Source organism: Bartonella elizabethae F9251 = ATCC 49927, assembly GCF_000518165.1.
Classification (GTDB): domain Bacteria; phylum Pseudomonadota; class Alphaproteobacteria; order Rhizobiales; family Rhizobiaceae; genus Bartonella; species Bartonella elizabethae.
In genome coordinates, this window is the sequence record NZ_KI912394.1 from 1 (window position 1) to 16,225 (window position 16,225).

General features: G+C 40.5%; 17 protein-coding genes. 11 read left to right on the forward strand and 6 right to left on the reverse strand.

All coding sequences use genetic code 11. The features are described from left to right. The first annotated feature begins 121 nt into the window (after window positions 1-121). Window positions 122-283, forward strand: coding sequence for a hypothetical protein (locus T429_RS10885; RefSeq protein ID WP_210163462.1), 162 nt, complete (start codon window positions 122-124; stop codon window positions 281-283). A gap of 457 nt (window positions 284-740) precedes the next feature. Here T429_RS10885 and T429_RS0108930 read toward each other — a convergent pair whose 3' ends face one another. The 3 genes from T429_RS0108930 to T429_RS0108940 all read right to left on the reverse strand — a co-directional run bounded on the left by T429_RS0108930 (window position 741) and on the right by T429_RS0108940 (window position 1,971). Then, a complete protein-coding gene (locus T429_RS0108930; RefSeq protein ID WP_005774669.1) occupies window positions 741-953 on the reverse strand; it encodes a hypothetical protein in 213 nt (70 codons plus the stop codon). A gap of 122 nt (window positions 954-1,075) precedes the next feature. After that, the gene (locus T429_RS0108935; RefSeq protein WP_005774670.1) at window positions 1,076-1,312 is read right to left on the reverse strand and encodes a hypothetical protein; all 237 of its coding nucleotides are present in this window, start codon (window positions 1,310-1,312) and stop codon (window positions 1,076-1,078) included. Beyond that, the gene (locus T429_RS0108940; RefSeq protein WP_026500993.1) at window positions 1,309-1,971 is read right to left on the reverse strand and encodes a lysozyme; all 663 of its coding nucleotides are present in this window, start codon (window positions 1,969-1,971) and stop codon (window positions 1,309-1,311) included. Before T429_RS0108940 ends, T429_RS0108935 begins: the two co-directional genes overlap by 4 nt. Window positions 1,972-2,351: 380 nt before the next feature. Here T429_RS0108940 and T429_RS10680 point away from each other — a divergent pair, with 380 nt between their 5' ends. Further along, a complete protein-coding gene (locus tag T429_RS10680) occupies window positions 2,352-2,504 on the forward strand; it encodes a hypothetical protein (RefSeq protein ID WP_154645789.1) in 153 nt (50 codons plus the stop codon). Between the two features lie 126 nt (window positions 2,505-2,630). Here T429_RS10680 and T429_RS0108945 read toward each other — a convergent pair whose 3' ends face one another. Together T429_RS0108945 and T429_RS0108965 are read right to left on the reverse strand one after the other, a co-directional pair. Continuing rightward, window positions 2,631-3,581, reverse strand: a complete 951-nt coding sequence (locus tag T429_RS0108945; protein WP_005775257.1) for a YopJ/AvrA family T3SS effector serine/threonine acetyltransferase — start codon at window positions 3,579-3,581, stop codon at window positions 2,631-2,633. A gap of 2,305 nt (window positions 3,582-5,886) precedes the next feature. After that, on the reverse strand, window positions 5,887-6,468 hold the full coding sequence (locus T429_RS0108965) for a hypothetical protein (RefSeq protein WP_005775261.1): 582 nt from the start codon (window positions 6,466-6,468) through the stop codon (window positions 5,887-5,889). A gap of 1,369 nt (window positions 6,469-7,837) precedes the next feature. Here T429_RS0108965 and T429_RS0108980 point away from each other — a divergent pair. The 9 genes from T429_RS0108980 to T429_RS10815 all read left to right on the forward strand — a co-directional run bounded on the left by T429_RS0108980 (window position 7,838) and on the right by T429_RS10815 (window position 15,038). Beyond that, entirely contained in the window at window positions 7,838-8,332 is a 495-nt protein-coding gene (locus tag T429_RS0108980) for a hypothetical protein (protein ID WP_005775262.1), read from the forward strand. 9 nt (window positions 8,333-8,341) lie between these two features. Further along, complete coding sequence (locus tag T429_RS0108985; RefSeq protein ID WP_005775263.1) at window positions 8,342-8,902, forward strand: hypothetical protein; 561 nt, start codon at window positions 8,342-8,344, stop codon at window positions 8,900-8,902. 62 nt (window positions 8,903-8,964) lie between these two features. Beyond that, window positions 8,965-9,513, forward strand: coding sequence for a hypothetical protein (locus T429_RS0108990; RefSeq protein ID WP_005774683.1), 549 nt, complete (start codon window positions 8,965-8,967; stop codon window positions 9,511-9,513). 350 nt (window positions 9,514-9,863) lie between these two features. After that, window positions 9,864-10,082: a hypothetical protein gene (locus T429_RS0109000; protein ID WP_026500997.1), complete on the forward strand. Its 219-nt coding sequence runs from the start codon at window positions 9,864-9,866 to the stop codon at window positions 10,080-10,082. A gap of 677 nt (window positions 10,083-10,759) precedes the next feature. Further along, on the forward strand, window positions 10,760-11,158 hold the full coding sequence (locus T429_RS0109010; RefSeq protein WP_005774686.1) for a hypothetical protein: 399 nt from the start codon (window positions 10,760-10,762) through the stop codon (window positions 11,156-11,158). A gap of 165 nt (window positions 11,159-11,323) precedes the next feature. Next, the gene (locus T429_RS0109015) at window positions 11,324-11,701 is read left to right on the forward strand and encodes a hypothetical protein (protein WP_005774688.1); all 378 of its coding nucleotides are present in this window, start codon (window positions 11,324-11,326) and stop codon (window positions 11,699-11,701) included. Beyond that, a complete protein-coding gene (locus tag T429_RS0109020; protein ID WP_005775264.1) occupies window positions 11,698-12,843 on the forward strand; it encodes a DUF6990 domain-containing protein in 1,146 nt (381 codons plus the stop codon). Before T429_RS0109015 ends, T429_RS0109020 begins: the two co-directional genes overlap by 4 nt. 69 nt (window positions 12,844-12,912) lie before the next feature. Then, window positions 12,913-13,323 (forward strand): hypothetical protein, encoded by a 411-nt coding sequence (locus T429_RS0109025; RefSeq protein WP_005774690.1) that lies wholly within the window; start codon window positions 12,913-12,915, stop codon window positions 13,321-13,323. 1,577 nt (window positions 13,324-14,900) lie between these two features. After that, window positions 14,901-15,038: a hypothetical protein gene (locus tag T429_RS10815; RefSeq protein WP_164713644.1), complete on the forward strand. Its 138-nt coding sequence runs from the start codon at window positions 14,901-14,903 to the stop codon at window positions 15,036-15,038. A gap of 222 nt (window positions 15,039-15,260) precedes the next feature. Here the strand turns inward: T429_RS10815 and T429_RS0109050 are convergent, their stop codons facing one another. After that, window positions 15,261-15,776 (reverse strand): Rossmann-fold NAD(P)-binding domain-containing protein, encoded by a 516-nt coding sequence (locus T429_RS0109050; protein ID WP_005774692.1) that lies wholly within the window; start codon window positions 15,774-15,776, stop codon window positions 15,261-15,263. Window positions 15,777-16,225: the final 449 nt, after the last annotated feature.

The following is a 16,225-nucleotide window of genomic DNA, read 5'->3' on the forward strand; positions in this document are numbered from 1 at the left end:
GCTGCCGTGGTGCGGGGGCTGCTGCCGTGGTGCGGGGGCTGCTGCCGTGGTGCGGGGGCTGCTGCCGTGGTGCGGGGGCTGCTGCCGTGGTGCGGAGGTTGGTGCCGTGGTGCGAGGGTTGGTGCCGTGGTGCGGGGGCTGCTGCCGTGGTGCGAAGGTTGCTGCCGTGGTGCGGGGGTTGGTGCCGTGGTGCGGGGGTTGGTGCCCTGATGTGAGGGCTGGTGCGTGGTGCGAAGGGTGGTGCCATGGTATAATGCTTCCACGAAGTGTATGGAACTTATAGGGGGCTACCTTTATGTTTCATAAAAGATAGAGGGGAGTATTCTTTAGCATAATATGATTTTTATTACTTACGGATGCGTTTATTGAAAAGAAAACTTTTTGAATGGTTTTAAAATGCTTCGTGATGGTATGAATAATTCTCTGTCCATCAATACGTTAATTTAAAAGGTCCCCGTTGGCATGTTCGTTTTCGAAGAATAATTTTTTGAGAAAGCTTAAGTTTCTTCCTCATGGGCTTTTTAAAAAATCTCTTTTCATGCCGGTGAATTTTTCATGCCGGTGGAATTAATGTCGCTATAATGCCTGAAAATTCTTTGCATAATAGCGTTTGTAAAGCGTGTAAAATTTCTCATGAGACGTGAAAAATCATTCATAGAATCTTTCCGTATTTTCAAAAATAACGGGTGTTTTTTTAAGATTGAACACGTCTCATGTTTCATTGTTTATTTTAGTTCATTTTAGAGCTGAATATTCGATTTTTGTGTAAAAATACTTGCCAAGGCATCCATGATCCGTGAAAAATCAAGCACTAAGAGGAAAATGATGAATATAATCCACTTCGTATAGCGTGACATCACTTTTATACTTTTATAAGTCATGATGATTTCTTGGAGAATTTCTTTTTCCTTTTCTGTAAGCTCTGTTTGTTTTTCTGTTTTTTTTCTAGCCATGTTTCCACCCACACAAGCCTTCCCCTTGTTTGTTATGCTTTAAAATTTCTCTGGCGAGATTTGAGCTAATGTTTGTGAGATCTTTTTGCTCTAAATAAATGGGCATCCAACCCACGCAAGGCTCATTGATTGTTTTTATCGCGCAACCAGTGAATAAGAGCAGTGCGCACATCGGCATCACTTTTTTGATTAATTTCATTTTCCACCTCAAGCCGTGTTGTTGATGACTTTAGCATTCTTTCTGTTTGCTTTTGCTGTTCAAGCTTTTTTCCAAGCCTAAAAGCTTTTGCTAAAGCGATAAAAAAAGCGGTCAGAGCCGCTCCTGTGATCATAAAATTTTTTTTCAGCCATTCCATCATAAGCGCTGCTCCCGAAAGCGTTTTGTTACAAAGAAAATGCCAAAACAGGCCGCTAAAACCATGATGGTTGCCAAAGCCCATTGGATGGGACCATTGCCGGCTAATAAGCCTCCAAGTCCAGAAAAAGAACCAATAATGGGGGTTAATGCTTCTGCTTTGAGAAAACCCATGGGGTTTTTTGTTTCAACCGTTTGATAATTGGGAGAAACATAAGCCCCTTTTGCCCATAATCCTGCTTCTGCTGCGCGACGGTGCACAAGACCATAAAGACGTTTCCCACCCGCTTTGGTCCACTTTTGTAATTCAGAAGGAACAGCTTCATATTCGCCCTTATTAAGTTTTTTGAGCAGAGTCGACTTGCAAAAAGCTGCTATTCCTACATTATAGCAAAACGATACCAGTGCGGCGAATTGTTCATCTGTTAAAGAAACCGTTACATTTTTTTCAACGGCATTCTCAAATTGTCGTAAATCGTGAGAAAGAACTTCTTCGGCTTGTTGTTCCGTCATGATCATGCCCTTGTGAACAAACGGTTTGCCAGCCGTACTGGTATGACCATAGCCGATTGTCCATACCCCAATGGCATCTTTATAGGCTTCTAAACGTAATCCTTCCCATTGTTTAATGAGTGAAAGCCCTTTTGGTGATATTTTTCTCATTTGCTTCTCCATAAAATAAAGCCTCTCAAGACTGTGAGGCTGGTTGACAGATTAAAAATGATTTTTTTTCACGCTTCAAGAATAGAAGAAACGTAAAAATTTAATGAAATCAAAAGGTTGGTGATGGTATCTCCAGTGGACATTCCAAGTGGATATCCCAAGTAGGGGAATGGTTGGTGGTGTTTGCCTTTGGTTGATGGACGAGGGGTGATTTTGAGATTTTCTCCGTGTGCTGGTTTTTTTCAGAGAGTCTGGTGGGGGTTGGGTGTTGGGTTGAGGTATGATAAGTATATTCGATTGCGGTTGTTTGATCCGATGGCATGAAGGCGCTTAAGATAAAGTGATACGCTCAGAAAAATAAGTGTGGGTATAGGCTTTGATTGAAGACGAAAGCATTCAATGGTTTACTCGTTCAGCGTTCTGTCTATCTACATAAGAATTATGGTGGACAAGAGCTTTGGGCGAATAAGAGCTGTGGAATTTTGATACAGTTAGGGGCTGGTTTTGAGAGAAAAACAGCTTTTTGCTCTTAACAGACAAGTTGCTTGCTATTTTTATTTTACGAACGCAAAAGCCGCTTTGCTTATCGCAATCTTAGCTATAAAGAACGAGTGCTTTGTGCTTGATGAAGAGGAAAGAGTGAAAAACGTCAATGACAATTACATTGTCAAAGCTTTGTATTCCGTTGCTCTTTTTCTATGTTGTGAAACAGAGACGGTTTTTCCTTCTCTTTCCTTTAAGTTTTTTTCAAACCTTTCGGTTAGCGTTTCCCCTTTTTTGTTGACTTTTTCATGGGCGGCCTCTGGATTGGCTTTGAGATAGTGTTCAAGACGTCTTCGCCCTTGCGCATGTTTATATAAACTGACGGGAAGATAAGAATCTAACTTTTCAGGAGATAGAGGTGTATCTGGTTCGCATAATACACCTTTAACATTATCCTTATGCAGTCTTTCTAATTTTTGAGATTCAAGGTAAAGCTTTTTGGCAAGGCTCAAACTGAACATTCCACATTCAGAGGAACTGCGTTGAATGTCCATTTCCGCCGTGGCAAAATGAAGTGGAGGAAATTGGGGATATTCAAGGGGTTGTCGTGTCCTTGATGCCAATAATGCAGGAAGTGTGTCACGCAGTGAGGTCGGCTCTAAAAAGATCAAAGAGATTTGACCATTAATGGTTTGATGATCGACAACCGCAAAATGGATGCCTTGATCGTGCGCATTAACAATAAATCTGGAAGATTTTATGCCGCTCTCGAGGGTGTCTTTGAGGGCAAGAGCAAAGCCGTCAGGAGGGGTTGTAAGTTTAAGATTCATTTCTGGATATTTACGGTTTGCTTGATCAACCAAGGCGGGCATCATGTAAAGATCTAAAATATCATAATAGTTCTTCATCCAACTGCCATCGGCATTATGCTTTTCTAAGCCTGTAATGATATCTTTTAATTCTGCACGGTTGAAGGGTGTATTGTGTATTTTTGCAATTTCAAGCTGTTCTAAATGAGTCGCAAGATTTTCTAAGGATGCATCTGCGCTCGCACCCTCTTGTGCGCTTGCCCCTTCTGGGGTTGGTGAGGAACGAGGGGAGCCCTCTTGTGAAGCTTGTGGTTTCATACCATTAACCTTTTTCTTGAGGAGCGAGAGGCAATATTATTTTCTTATATTTTGACAAAATGATGTTTTTAAAAAAACTTTGTCTTTTGAAAATTAAAGAAAAAATAATCTTTGAAATGGTTTTATAAGAAGACTTTTAAAACCAGAAGCTTTCTTCATTTTCAAAAAATCCGCATGTTTTTTACAGCTGTAAAATCTGTAAAAATTGGAGGAAATGGGCGGGTGTTTACAATATATTTTAAGTTATTTTAATCCCATAGCTCAATTTCAATGAAGAGAGGATAGCCTTTTTTCAACAGTTCCCCCTGTGAAAAAATGATATTATCCGCAAGAGCCGTTTCGCTAACACTGCCTATTTTTTAATATTCTTTTGGATTTTTTCCTCGAAAAAGTCCCCAAAAGCCCAAAAAAGATTGTCTTCATTTTCTGCGATCAAATGATCCTGCTCGGCTCTAAAACACTTCTCCTTTGAGGGTTTATGTTTCTGGGAGCGGTGGTGATGTGTTTTTAGAGCGCTGGGGCTATGAGGCTTGTTTATTGCTGGCAGGTTTTTAAGATTCGTAAATCGGATGAAAGGGTAAGCGTGTTCTGTGAATTTCAAGTGTTCAGGTTGTCGCACATCATCAACAGTGGGGCAACAGTAGGAGCAAGGTGTATGAGGGCAGTGGTTTTTTAAAAACAGAGGGGTGACTGAAAAGGGGGACTGGTTTGTTATGCTCTAAAACACTTCTCCTTTGAGGGTGTATGTTTCTGGGAGCGGTGGTGATGTGTTTTTAGAGCGCTGGGGCTATGAGGCTTGTTTATTGCTGGCAGGTTTTTAAGATTCGTAAATCGGATGAAAGGGTAAGCGTGTTCTGTGAATTTCAAGTGTTCAGGTTGTCGCACATCATCAACAGTGGGGCAACAGTAGGAGCAAGGTGTATGAGGGCAGTGGTTTTTTAAAAACAGAGGGGTGACTGAAAAGGGGGACTGGTTTGTTATGTTCTAAAACTCTGTCCTTTGAAAGGGTTTGCTTCTTTGATAGGTGGATGTATTTTTAGAGCGCTGGGGCTATGAGGCTTGTTTATGGTGCTTTATGGAAAAATTTTAAGGGAAACTGTTTGTGAATCCCAAGTGCACCTTGGCGTGAAAGGCGTCGTTTCTTTACAAAGCAATGGGAATGATCTTCATCTTTTGTGGTGGGGAGCTTTGCAGTGTGGAGCGGCTCAAAATGTACTGTGCATCAATAGAGATCGCTGTGTTCATTTTATTACTGCTTGTGTTATTTTATTGCTCAGCATTGCTGTGATCTCCTGCATCGGTGTTTTAAGGGGAGTAAGGGCGGTGTTTTATGGGGGGCGGGTGGTGTTTTGTTGCGGGCGCTTTATGAGAAGAGGGGGGCGGGTGTCAGTTTTTTCTCTCCTGCTTTTGGTGAGGCAAAACAAAGACCATAAAAAAAGCTGGAAGTTAAAAAAGGACGAAAGACACCGTCCAACAATCAATTTTTGCAGCAAACTTTTGAACTTCTTAAACAGTAAAATTTTATACAACTTTATACAGTGTTGCAACTTTACACATTGTTGCAAAACACACTGTTTTAGAACAATTTCTCACAACACAAAGATGAAGGGTGATTGAATGATGAAATTAAGACGCAAATACCCCTCTACCGCACTTGTCATTAAATACGATTTTTCATCTTCTGTCAACAGAAAAACCATGATTTGTCCTTTTTTATCGTGGAAAAAAAGCGACAAGAAAAAAGCGCATTGATAGGGTGTCTCTCGCAAAATATGTTGTCTTCCATGGGAATTTTTATGGAGAATTTTTTTTGATGGAGCAAAGAACATTTTTTTTAAGAAAAGAAGGGTGAGGTGAAGAGCTTGTTGATGGTGATATTGGGAGGGGAAATTTTATCAGCTGGTGGTTTATGGAGGGAATAGAACCTTTGATTGGCTGGTGTTGAAGAGAAGAGGGTTGTGGGGGCGATTGAGACTGGCGCGGCTGTTATCTTCACTGAGGATGAATGAGAGTGGCTTGTTTCAACAAAAGAGTATGAGGGAACTGTCTTGTTTTAGCGTAAAATATTGTCCTTTGAGAGTGTCTGTTTCTTGGGGTGCGGCTGTAATGTTTTTTTTAAAGGTGTGAGGTGCTTTTGAGGCTTGTTTGGTGTGCTTTAAGCACCGCAAATCCCCCCGCAAATCCAATGACAAGGGTACGCGCTCTGTGGATCTTAAGTGGCTCTCTTCTGAGAGGAGGCTTTACAAACGAGGCGTAGGGTTTTAGACGCTTTAGCCTGTGTGAGGAGGACGACAGTGGTGTTTTTTTAGCGAATGCTCTTTGGGTTGGAACAGTCAAAATGTTTATCAAGGGCATCAAGAATAAGGCGCAGTGAGCCAACAAGCGTTGGCAATGGTTGATCTTCGATAACCAGATATTGTAATGCCGCATGAAAGTTGTGTTGACGATGCAGATTTTGTGCTTCTTTTATCGCTTCTTGCATCGCTTCATAGCGTTGTGTTGCTCTTTCAATCCATCGCTTTTTTGCTTTCTCATCAGAAGCACTGTGCTTAAAGCCGTCATAATAGCCGTTTGGCAAACCTTTGGCACATAAATAGTCGTTTCTGATTTGCAAGTATTGTTGCGCTGTGTCATATTGCTCTTGGCTGATGCCTGATGAATCCCCTTTATAGCCCTGCAAACAAAGACGTCCAATATAGCTCCCCACAAGCGGATTTTTCGCTTCTTCAAGGCTTAAACCAAAGCGTTTTGCACGCATTTCAATGGCTGTTTGGAGCGCTGATTGAGATGCCAATTTGCTCGGGCCTTTGGCACGTGAAATACGGCCATTGGGCTCTCTCTGTTTGCCGGTTATTCTCGGTCTACCGCGTTTTTTACCTATTTTCATGAATTTACCATTTGAATGAAAAAGAAACTGTCTGTTGCGGGGGACAGGAATTGTAAAAAGCACTTTGAGAAAATATTGGGGGGAATACAAAAGAGAAAAATGCGAGGGGGGAGGAGAAAACCCCGAGGGATAGGAGCCATTGCAAAGCCAAAAAAGAACGAAGTCTTTAAGGATAAAGAACAGCAACCTTGTAGGGCAAAAAAATCATTGCTAAGGTGTTTTCTCCCATTTTTATGATATCCCCCCATCATGTTTATTTGATCTTTTGGTCAGCGATTGTGGATGACTTGTTTTCTACAAATTTTTCAACTTTTCCGGAAAAAGTGAAAAGAAATTTTTGTCACATGTGAATGTTTGTGACATGTGAATGAAAAAATAAAGTTCCATGGGGCTCCTCCTTATTTTTTCGCATAAGTTTTTTGTCTCTTCTCATAGGTGTATTGGGGGATTATAAGGGGCGTATTGAGGGATATAGAGGCTTTTATCTTTGAACGCTAAACCTAGGAACTTGATCTCCATCACGCTGTTTAAGCCCTTATTCTTTCATAGAGTTCTCTTATAAAAGTAGTCCTCTATAGAGGAGCTTTGCTGGAGGGTGAAGGGACAGAGAACGCTATAAAACAACCTTATTCACACGCGTCATTATAACATAAGATGCCCTCTATTTTCAAATAAATAATCATTTATCGGCTCAAAATAAATACTCAAGAATAAAGCGATTGGGTTTGGCGATGTTCTTTATCTATCCTTTATAGAGGCTAAATTTTCTTTTGCTGTTTTAATGGATTTCATCATCAGAAGGGGATTGTCGTTTAAAGCGTGCGATGCCCTTATCCAAAAAAGCTGAAAGCTGTATGAAAAGATCCTTGGAGATAAAGGGGTCTTTAAGAGAAAAGAGGCGTCTGTGAAGAGAGGCTTTTATAAAGCTGGGGGGCTTGTGAGAAATGAAACCTTTCTTGCTCATGTTAAAAGAGAGGCTTTTTCATTTAAGAAATTTTAAAATGAGAATGAAAAAATTTAAAAGATGCTGTCAGGGCATTTTAGCTCATCGGTTGTTTTTTCGCCAGTAAGGTGTTCTAGAAGTGGGGTATTCTAGAAGGAGGGTGTTCTAAGGAGGGTATTCTCAAAACAGTGTCTTTTAGGGGAAGGCTCTCTGGGCTTGTGTGATCAATCAAGAGGGAAAAAGGCACGTTTATAAGCATTGAGAGAAGCTCTGTTGTTAGGTGTTCAAGGAATTTAAAAAAAAAGACTGAAAAAAAACTATTCGTGCTTGCCTCATGATGAGAAGAGTGCTAAGCGATTCCGTCACGCTCGTTCGTGTGTTCGCGAATATTAAAGCGCGGGTATTTTAGAAGTGGGGGGCATCCGTATGATTCAAGATCAATCACAACAGCCATCAGCCTGTGAGGAGAAGGCTTATATCTCGCAATCTGAGTTGGATCAATTGGCTGCTTTTAAAAAAGCAATGCTTCTCTCAACAAAGGATTATGTCATCATTTGTTGCGTAGCTATCCTCTTGTTGGTGCTTTTTGCCACTTCTCTCTCTATGAAGCCTTGGGAATTTTTTCAATTTTCTAAAGAACAGCTGCAAGCAATGAAGCAGCAAAATTTTCAAGAAGAAATGCAAAACCTTTTTAAAAATCCTCTCATCGAACAATTGCGTGATGGGGGGTGGAAGAGTGTTTGGGCTTTTGTATGTTTTATGCCGTCAATGATTTTGAGTGTTCTTTTTGCTTTTTTCCCCCTCTTTTTTATTCTTCTCGCCATGATAAAACGGGATGTGAAGGAAATAACGCAGCTGTGGGAAACAGTGCCAGAACAGCAGCAGCCTTTAGATAACCAATCTCTTAACACAAGACTATAGGGGGGATACGTGAGCGTTTCTTTTATCATTGGAGTGTTGATTGGCCTAGGGGTCGCTATCTTTATTTGTGTTGCATTTTTCTCGGTACTCTTTTCTACCGTGAAGATCATCTTGGCACTTTATTATTCTTTGATAAAACGGACAGTCTTGTTATGGGCCATGTGGCGGAAATTAAACAAGAGTCCAGCGCAGAATTTGAGGTATGATCAGATAGAAGGCAGGGGACAGAATACAGCCCTTGCAACGCAATACAGTGTTCTTTCTTTTAAAGAATCTTTGGAACTCTCAAAAAAAGATTATTCGATACTCTTTTCGATCACTTTCGTTATGTTTGTACTTTTTACAGTTCTTATTGCTTTTGTCGTTTTTCTCCCAAAATCTGCGATTTTGTTGCATAATCATGCGCCTCTATTGCTTTACGTTATTGACTTTATGATGAAGCTGCTGTTGTGGGTCTGGGCGTGTATTGTTATCACTTTGCCTATCGTTTTAATTCTCCATAATCTCCTTTTATTATGGCGTGAAAAAAACAGTGAAGAAATGAGAAATATTTGCTTGAGCAGAGAATAAAAATGATCATTTCATCTCAAGGCAATAGAGAAAAAGGGCAATAGAGAAAAAAAGGGAGCATTATGATAAAATATTTGGCTTTTTTAGGGATCATCATTATTGCCATTTTAATGTGTATGGTCATTGTCAGGCTTCCTTACCTGTTGATCAAGCATATGAGGGTGTCCTTTAAACTCTCCCAAAAATTGAAAAAGAATACAATGCGACAAAAGAAAGCCATACAACAGTTGCGCAATGACTGCGAAGAAATGAAAAGACAGAATCTCACGCATAAGACCCTTGAGGCAAAAATGCGCTTTCTCAACTTTAAAGAATCGCTGCCTCTTTATGCGAAAGAATGTAAAATAATCTTTTTTGTCTTTATTCTTATTTTTCTTCTACAAATTACTTGCTCTACCACAAATTTGCTATGGTGGAAGAATAATAGCATTGTCTTTATCACGCAGATCTTGAACTTTATATGGTTAGTAACTCTGCTCATTGTTCCCATCATTGCAATGATGGGGATAAAATTAACCAGAAAATTAAGAGAAACGCTTCAACAGTTAGACGAAGCGATCGAACAGCGCGATCAGGCAATTCGTATGCAGAATGCGCAAAATGAAAAATAGCAAGGGGGGAACAAAATGTCCGGTAGTCTTATAACATTAGCAGCCTGTTCTATTCTGTTATTTGCGCTTTTAAATGCCTTAATATGGGGGGCCATTTTTGTCATTTATTATCTGTTTATCAAGCGTGCGAGGCTCTATTGTCGTGTGAAAAAAGAGCTGAAATGTGTGCTCCATGAGCGCGAGAGTGCCTTAGAACAGAGCACCCAAAAATGAAAAAATGAGAAAATGAAAAGCAGCAGTTTATTGGATCAAAAACAGCTTTCGCTTGTTTAGGCTGACTGTAAAAAAATATTTACTCTTTCAACCGTCATGGTGACGCTTCCAACAGTTATCACTGTTATCGTTAAGATATGGAGAAGAAAGGATTTTTTTCTGCGGTTCTCTTAGAGCCATTGGCATGGATGTTCACTTGTGCTTTTTTATTCTTCCCCATTGTTTTTATGATGCTTTTTATCATAACCCGTCAATTGGAGAAAATGGTCCGGCAACTGGAAGAAGAGGTTGAGCAGAAAAAAACACCGATGTTCCTCTATCGTGAACTCTATCATGAAAATGAGGGGGACAAGTGAAAAAAAGGAGAAAATAAAGCATTCTATTTTACGCCCATCTTAGAGGCTTTTGCGCTTTAAGGGGCGGTGGTGAGACTCTTTGAGCACAAAAGCTTTAGGGACGGTGAGAGGTTTAAGCTTTGAAACAAGCATAAAATCCATTTCCACCATGCTTTGAGGTTGGCTTAAGGCTAGGCTTTAGTGATGGCTTGATGATTCAAGTTGTTTTCAAGATAAAGCAACGCGCAGATGATTTTCTTGAACGAGGTTTGTTTTTCTTGTCAAAGGGACTTCTCTTGAGAAAAAACACCTCTCAGAATTTTAGAACCAGAGACTGAACAAGTGTGCAAGAGTAAAGGAGGAAGTGTACAATTGTTTAATAGAGATGGCGTTTAATAGAGGTGGTTTTTATAAAAAAGTGGGTTGAGGAGATAAAATAGACATTCAGACAACGAGGCGATAAGACAAACGAGAAGATCCGTCTGCGGTGGGAAAACATGCTCTTTGAAGTCAAAAAAAATGCTTCTCCCGATATTGTTTTTATAAAAGATGAGAAAAGATAAAGATTAAGAAAAGGCAAGGATTTAAAAAAACAAGCAATTGAACTAAAAGCCATGGATGGTGATGAATGGCATTCATGATCAGGAACAACGTTTTGATTCATGAACTTAATGTTTTAGACAAATGAGGGAGAAAAAATGAAGCGCAATGGGGGGAATTTAATGTCGAATAGGGGAAAAAATTCAAGATCAGCTCAGGAACTACGGGCTTTTTCTTTGGCAGAAGCATTTCTGACACGCAAAAATTATAAAGTTATCTTTTGCCTTGCTTTTATTCTTGAGGCTTTTAAAGTGGCACTTGCACTGGGATTTGAGTGGGATTTGACTGGGTGGTGGAATTATAGTCTCTTCATTCTCATGTTCATCTTGGTTGTTCTATCCCTGCTTCTTTTTTTATTGATCCCTGTTGCTTTTGTGGTTCGTGTTATTTTTACGCATTTGTTGAAAAAAAAGATTTCTCAGTTGGAGCAAGCAATTGACCAAGCGCATAGCGGCTTCGTATCGGCAAACGAGCGTGTAAAGAGGAGGGCAAAATGAATATACGGATTTTTCTCTCTTTTTATGCTTTGTTGGAGCGCTCTTATGGGCGAGATGTTTGACCAAGGGGAAAAAATGAGCGGTTGATCGTGGTAAATTGAATTCATTGTAAGGACAAAAGCGTCGTTTCATGAAAATAACTTTTTAGATCAATGAGGGGTAAAAATGAAACACCATGAAAATGCAGCATTGGATGGGAGCCCACGGGTTTTTTCTTTGGAAGAAGCGTTTCTGACACGCAAAAATTATAAAGTCATCTTTTGCATGACTCTCACTGTTTCAACTTTGAGAACGGCTCTCTTCTTACCAGCATTGCTTGGGGTGAAGTTGACAGAGTGGGAAGTTAGTGTCGCGGCTGTTCTCTTGCTTATCATGCTGTTTATATCAGATTTAATTTTTATATTGATCCCTGTTGCTTTTGTGGTTCGTGTTACTTTTACGTATTTGTTGAAAAAAAAGATTGCTCAGTTGGAGCAAGCAATTGACCAAGTGGAGAACGGCTTCGTATCGGCAAACGAGTGCGTGAAGGGGAGGGGGAAATGAGAGATATCCTTGTTCTATTCTCATGGGGTGTGGGCGTGACGCTTTTTACACTGCTTTCTGCTGTGTGCATGATGTTTATTTGGGCATTGTATTATTCTGCTTTCAAGCGCGTGAGATTATATTGCCAAGTGAGGAAAGAATTAAGACGTGTGCTTAAACAACCGGTTGCTTTTGAGCCGTCCAGTGGGGAAACACCGATGATGAAGCCATCATTTGAGGAAAAAGAATTCAAAGCATTTTCTCTTGCTGATGAGGAAATTCTCACGATGGAAAGTGCAACAGAACTTTTGAAAAGTCTGGGGGGAAGGATAGAAATTGATGAAAAAGGGGATCATTTGGCAACCTTCTTTTTACCAGATCGTGAAGTACAATTTCTTTATAATGCTGAGAAGGGGTATCCGCAATTTGATTGTGCCATTGCGGTGGTCTCTGGTATCCATGCGGCAGCTTGCCAAACGATCGATCCTTATAATTCTGGAGGCTTGATTGCTCTTGAATTGAGTTTTGATCTGAAGGGATTGGAAATTTTTGAAGAAAAGGTCAGCGCGGGGCGTTTACGCCATGCACTTCAGAAAGCTTTGGAAAAGGCTATGAGCGAGGTTGATCTTGGCAACATACTCCGCTCTCAATATCACACTCTTCCTTGGGAACACGAAGTTGTGAACCCTAAGTTTTCATCTTATGCGCTACGTTATCTTGCAGCTTTAGCCTTGATAGGGGATGTTGAAACTTTAGACTCCTATCACAAAAGCTTTATGGAAGGTGAGAGACTGGGCTTTGAGACAAGCATTACAGAAGAGCATTTAGAACGCGCGATAGCGATTGCTAAGGCGGTAGAAAAGACAAAACAGCCCAGTTATGATCTGCTTCAACAGACGGCAAAGAGTTTTTCTATAGAGGTGGAGAGTTATGACTGTTTCAGAGCTACAGATCCAAACTTTTGCAATAGAAGACGTTCTGTTTACGAAAATTTGCTCGAGGAAAAGCGAGAAGAATTAAGGCAACAGGGATATACGGTTTACGAAAAGGATACGATTTGTGAGGTTGATGGAAAAACCGCTCGTCCCCATATTCTTTATATCAAGGATGGGGAAGTAAAATATATGGATGTAAAATTTAAGATTGGTGAAAAAAATTATTGAGAAAAATAAAGCATTTAGGTAAATTAACTTAAAAATGGCGCGTCAAAATGAGAAAAACAGAGGGGATTAATGCAGGAGAAAAACGCAACATTTGAAGAGTCTTTCTTTTCAGGCAAAAAATTGACAGTATCTTTAGGGGCAAGCTGTAAAGGGGTGAGCAGGTGTAAAATGATTGGGCGCTCCTTTTTCATCATGTTTTGCACAATATTTTATACGGGGGTTTGCAGGGTTTTTTACACGGGCCTTATCATGATGGCTTTAGAAGTTCCTGCGGGTGCAAAGTCTCTGGTACAGCCAGAGCAGTGGGCAAGATGGGAGGCAATGGGATCTCTTATTTTTCTCTTGCCGGTGTTGATTTGGTTTTGTCTTCTCACCCCTCTTCCAATCCTTTGGGGGGTTGATCGTTTTAAAGAGCGCAAATTGAAAAAAATAAGGCAAAAATTAGAAGAAGAAACAAAGCTGCTAAAGATCAATCGGTGAGACGATCGCCATGAGAAATGAGGTGGTTGCGCTTTTTATTTTTTTCTGCCGTTGGGCGGTTTTCTTCTCGAAACTGTGACGGTTTTTGCTCTTTTTGTTACGATGATCATTGTGGTGCCTTATTAGTGTTTCATCAAGCGGTTGAGGCTTACTTTCAGAGTGAAAAAACAAAGGCGCTTGATGAAAGAACAGCCGCAGCATTTTTGTTTCTCTAAAAAAAGCTTGAAAGAGATCGTGCAGCAAAACTTAGCCTTAGACACAAAAATAAGTTCCCATGCGTTTAAAAAATGGCTCTTTTTTCCAATAAAGATTATGTCATCCACGCATGCCTCTCTTTCATCATTATGGTTTTCAAAGTTTATGTCTATGTGACGTTCTATACAGAGGTGAATTTTTTGAACGATGAGAAGAGATTTATCTCTATGAACATTTTCTTTTTTTTACTTTGTTGTTTTCTCGGTATGTCTTTTGGCAACGGTTCCTGTTATTATAATCCTTCGTGAAATTTTAACCTCTCGGCTAAAAAAGAAGATTCAGCAATTGGAAGAAGTGACGAAAGCCCTCTCAATCAATTATAAAGGGGGGGCAATTATAAAGGGGGGGCAATTATAAAGGGGGGGCAATTATAAAGGGGGGGCAATTATAAAGGGGAGGGGCAATTTATAAAGGGGAGAGGGTAAAATGCATTACGAAATGCTGGATGCCACGGTGGTTTTGATGGTTCTGTTGGGGGGCTTTTGGATTTGTTCTTAACACTACCCATTGTGGCACTGTATATTTCTTTTATTAAGCGGCTGATATCCTCTTATAAGGTCACGCGGCAATTAAATGCAGCGCTGAAAAAGCGCATGTAGTCTTCATGGCGTGAGGAGGCACCTTTTTAGATCATGCCCTTGCTTTATGGCTTTGAGAGGTATGAAGGGGTTATGGTGCACTATGTTTTATATTTGCCTTTGTTTGAAGGAAGCTGATGCCAATCAGTTGTCTTGAGATGATATTGGCTCTCTACGGTTTTCTGTGAAAGAGCAAAATCGTAAAAACGTGAATCTGTAAGCCCAAGTGGGTGTGCGTTGTTCAAGAGTATGACGGTTGTGGGAAGAATAGTCGGGTGCAGAGAGTGTGAATGGTGCGGTAAAGGTGAATGGAGACAGGGTATTTAAGAGAAGGGGCTATAGGGTTTGCGTGCGAAACGATAGAGAGCGTCTAGGAAAGAGCTGTAAATAAGTTGGAATGGCATTAGTGATGGGAAAGTTGTGTGGAGAATGGGGGAAGAAATGGGAAATGCGAGAAGGCGTTTTGTACAAATTTTATTAAAAGTATTGTCTTTATTTTTTTTTCAGGATTGTCATTGGTGATCGTTTTGGAAATAGCATGATTTGAAGAGTGGTGTCTTTTTATATAAATTGGTGGAAGGTTTTCGTATTACGTTTGCCATTGTTTGAAAGGGGATTAAATCAGTCGTCTTGAGATGATATTGAATTTATACGGTTTTCTGTGAATAATTAAAATCGTAAAAGCGTGAATCTGTAATCCCAAGTGGGTGCGCTTGGTCAAGCGCATGAGGGGGGTGGAGATGATTGGGTGAAAAGGGGGCGAATGGAGGTGTAGAGGCGTATGAGAGGACGAAAGGGCATAGAGCAGGGACGCTTGAAATGGTGGGGAATTGGTGGAGAGTTTGGGAATGGGAAAGCCGTTGTGTGGAGCATGAGGTTTGAGGAAGATATGAGGGAAGAGAGTGGAAGTGTGGGGAGATGTTTTGTCCCAATTTATTAAAAGATTTGGCTTTTAAAGGGATCGTACTGTCTTCTCAAGATTGTCATGGAGGTGTGTTTATTCTCAATGTCCATGATTTGAGAGAGTGTCGTTTAAGAGAAAGTTTAGAGAACAGAGTTTGGAGGGCGCTTGCTTGGTTAAGAAAAAGCAAAAGGAGGGATTGATTACAAGTTTTGTTTCTTCATATGATTTTTTATGGCATCCAAGATCTGTTGACTTATCTCTTTATGGGTCAGCCAGCGTAAACCTTTTGACGTTGTTTTTGTTCCTAATTGAATGGAGATGAAATCAATCTTATTTTTACGTGCGCATTCAGTTAGCATTTGATCATACGCGTTGGAACCAAAAACATGAAGAATGCATGGGGGATTAGGTAAAAGCGCTAATTGTTCAATTAATGCGCAAGAAAAGGCAAAGGCGGATGAATGAATCCATAATATACAATATTTTAAACCATGCCATTGGCTCACGGCTTCTAGAAATTGTGTCTGTGATGTTGCACAATCATAATCCAATCGTATGCACAACTGCTGTTTTTGGAATGCTTCAAACTGGACTTTTGGGGAAAGAAAGTGGGCGGCGATAATGGCTTCTTTTGGCTTGAGGGATTGACAAAAAGGAGCGAGCATTCCTGTGCCCCCTACAACTAAATAACGATAATGCGCATCCTTTTTTTGCATGCTCTTCCCCCCTTTTCCTTCAAACGCGTTGCTTTAAAATGTACACATTTCATCAAAAAGTCGTTCACAATGTGTTTGTATCTCTTTCCTTATAACTTGCCAAGGAAAACCTTTATCCTCTAAGGCAGAAGCTTCATCTAAAAAAGGTGAATTGATATTGGCGCGCGTAATCCATAAAGTGTGTGCACTGACCGGCAATCAATGCGTAGATGGTGGTGCGCATTTTGGGTTGCACTCCCATGAGAGATAAGCTTAACGGGTTTATTTCAAAAGGCATTATAGGCTTAAATGATCAAGCGTATTTTTTTTAACACACGAATATGAGCCTTGAGAAAGGTGGATTGGCGAGAAGAGACACCTCGAGCTGCTGCGATGGTTTTTACAAATTGTGGCAGGTATGGCTGGTATGGTTTGTGGGTATGGGTGAGGCTTGTCGTGAGCGGCAGGGG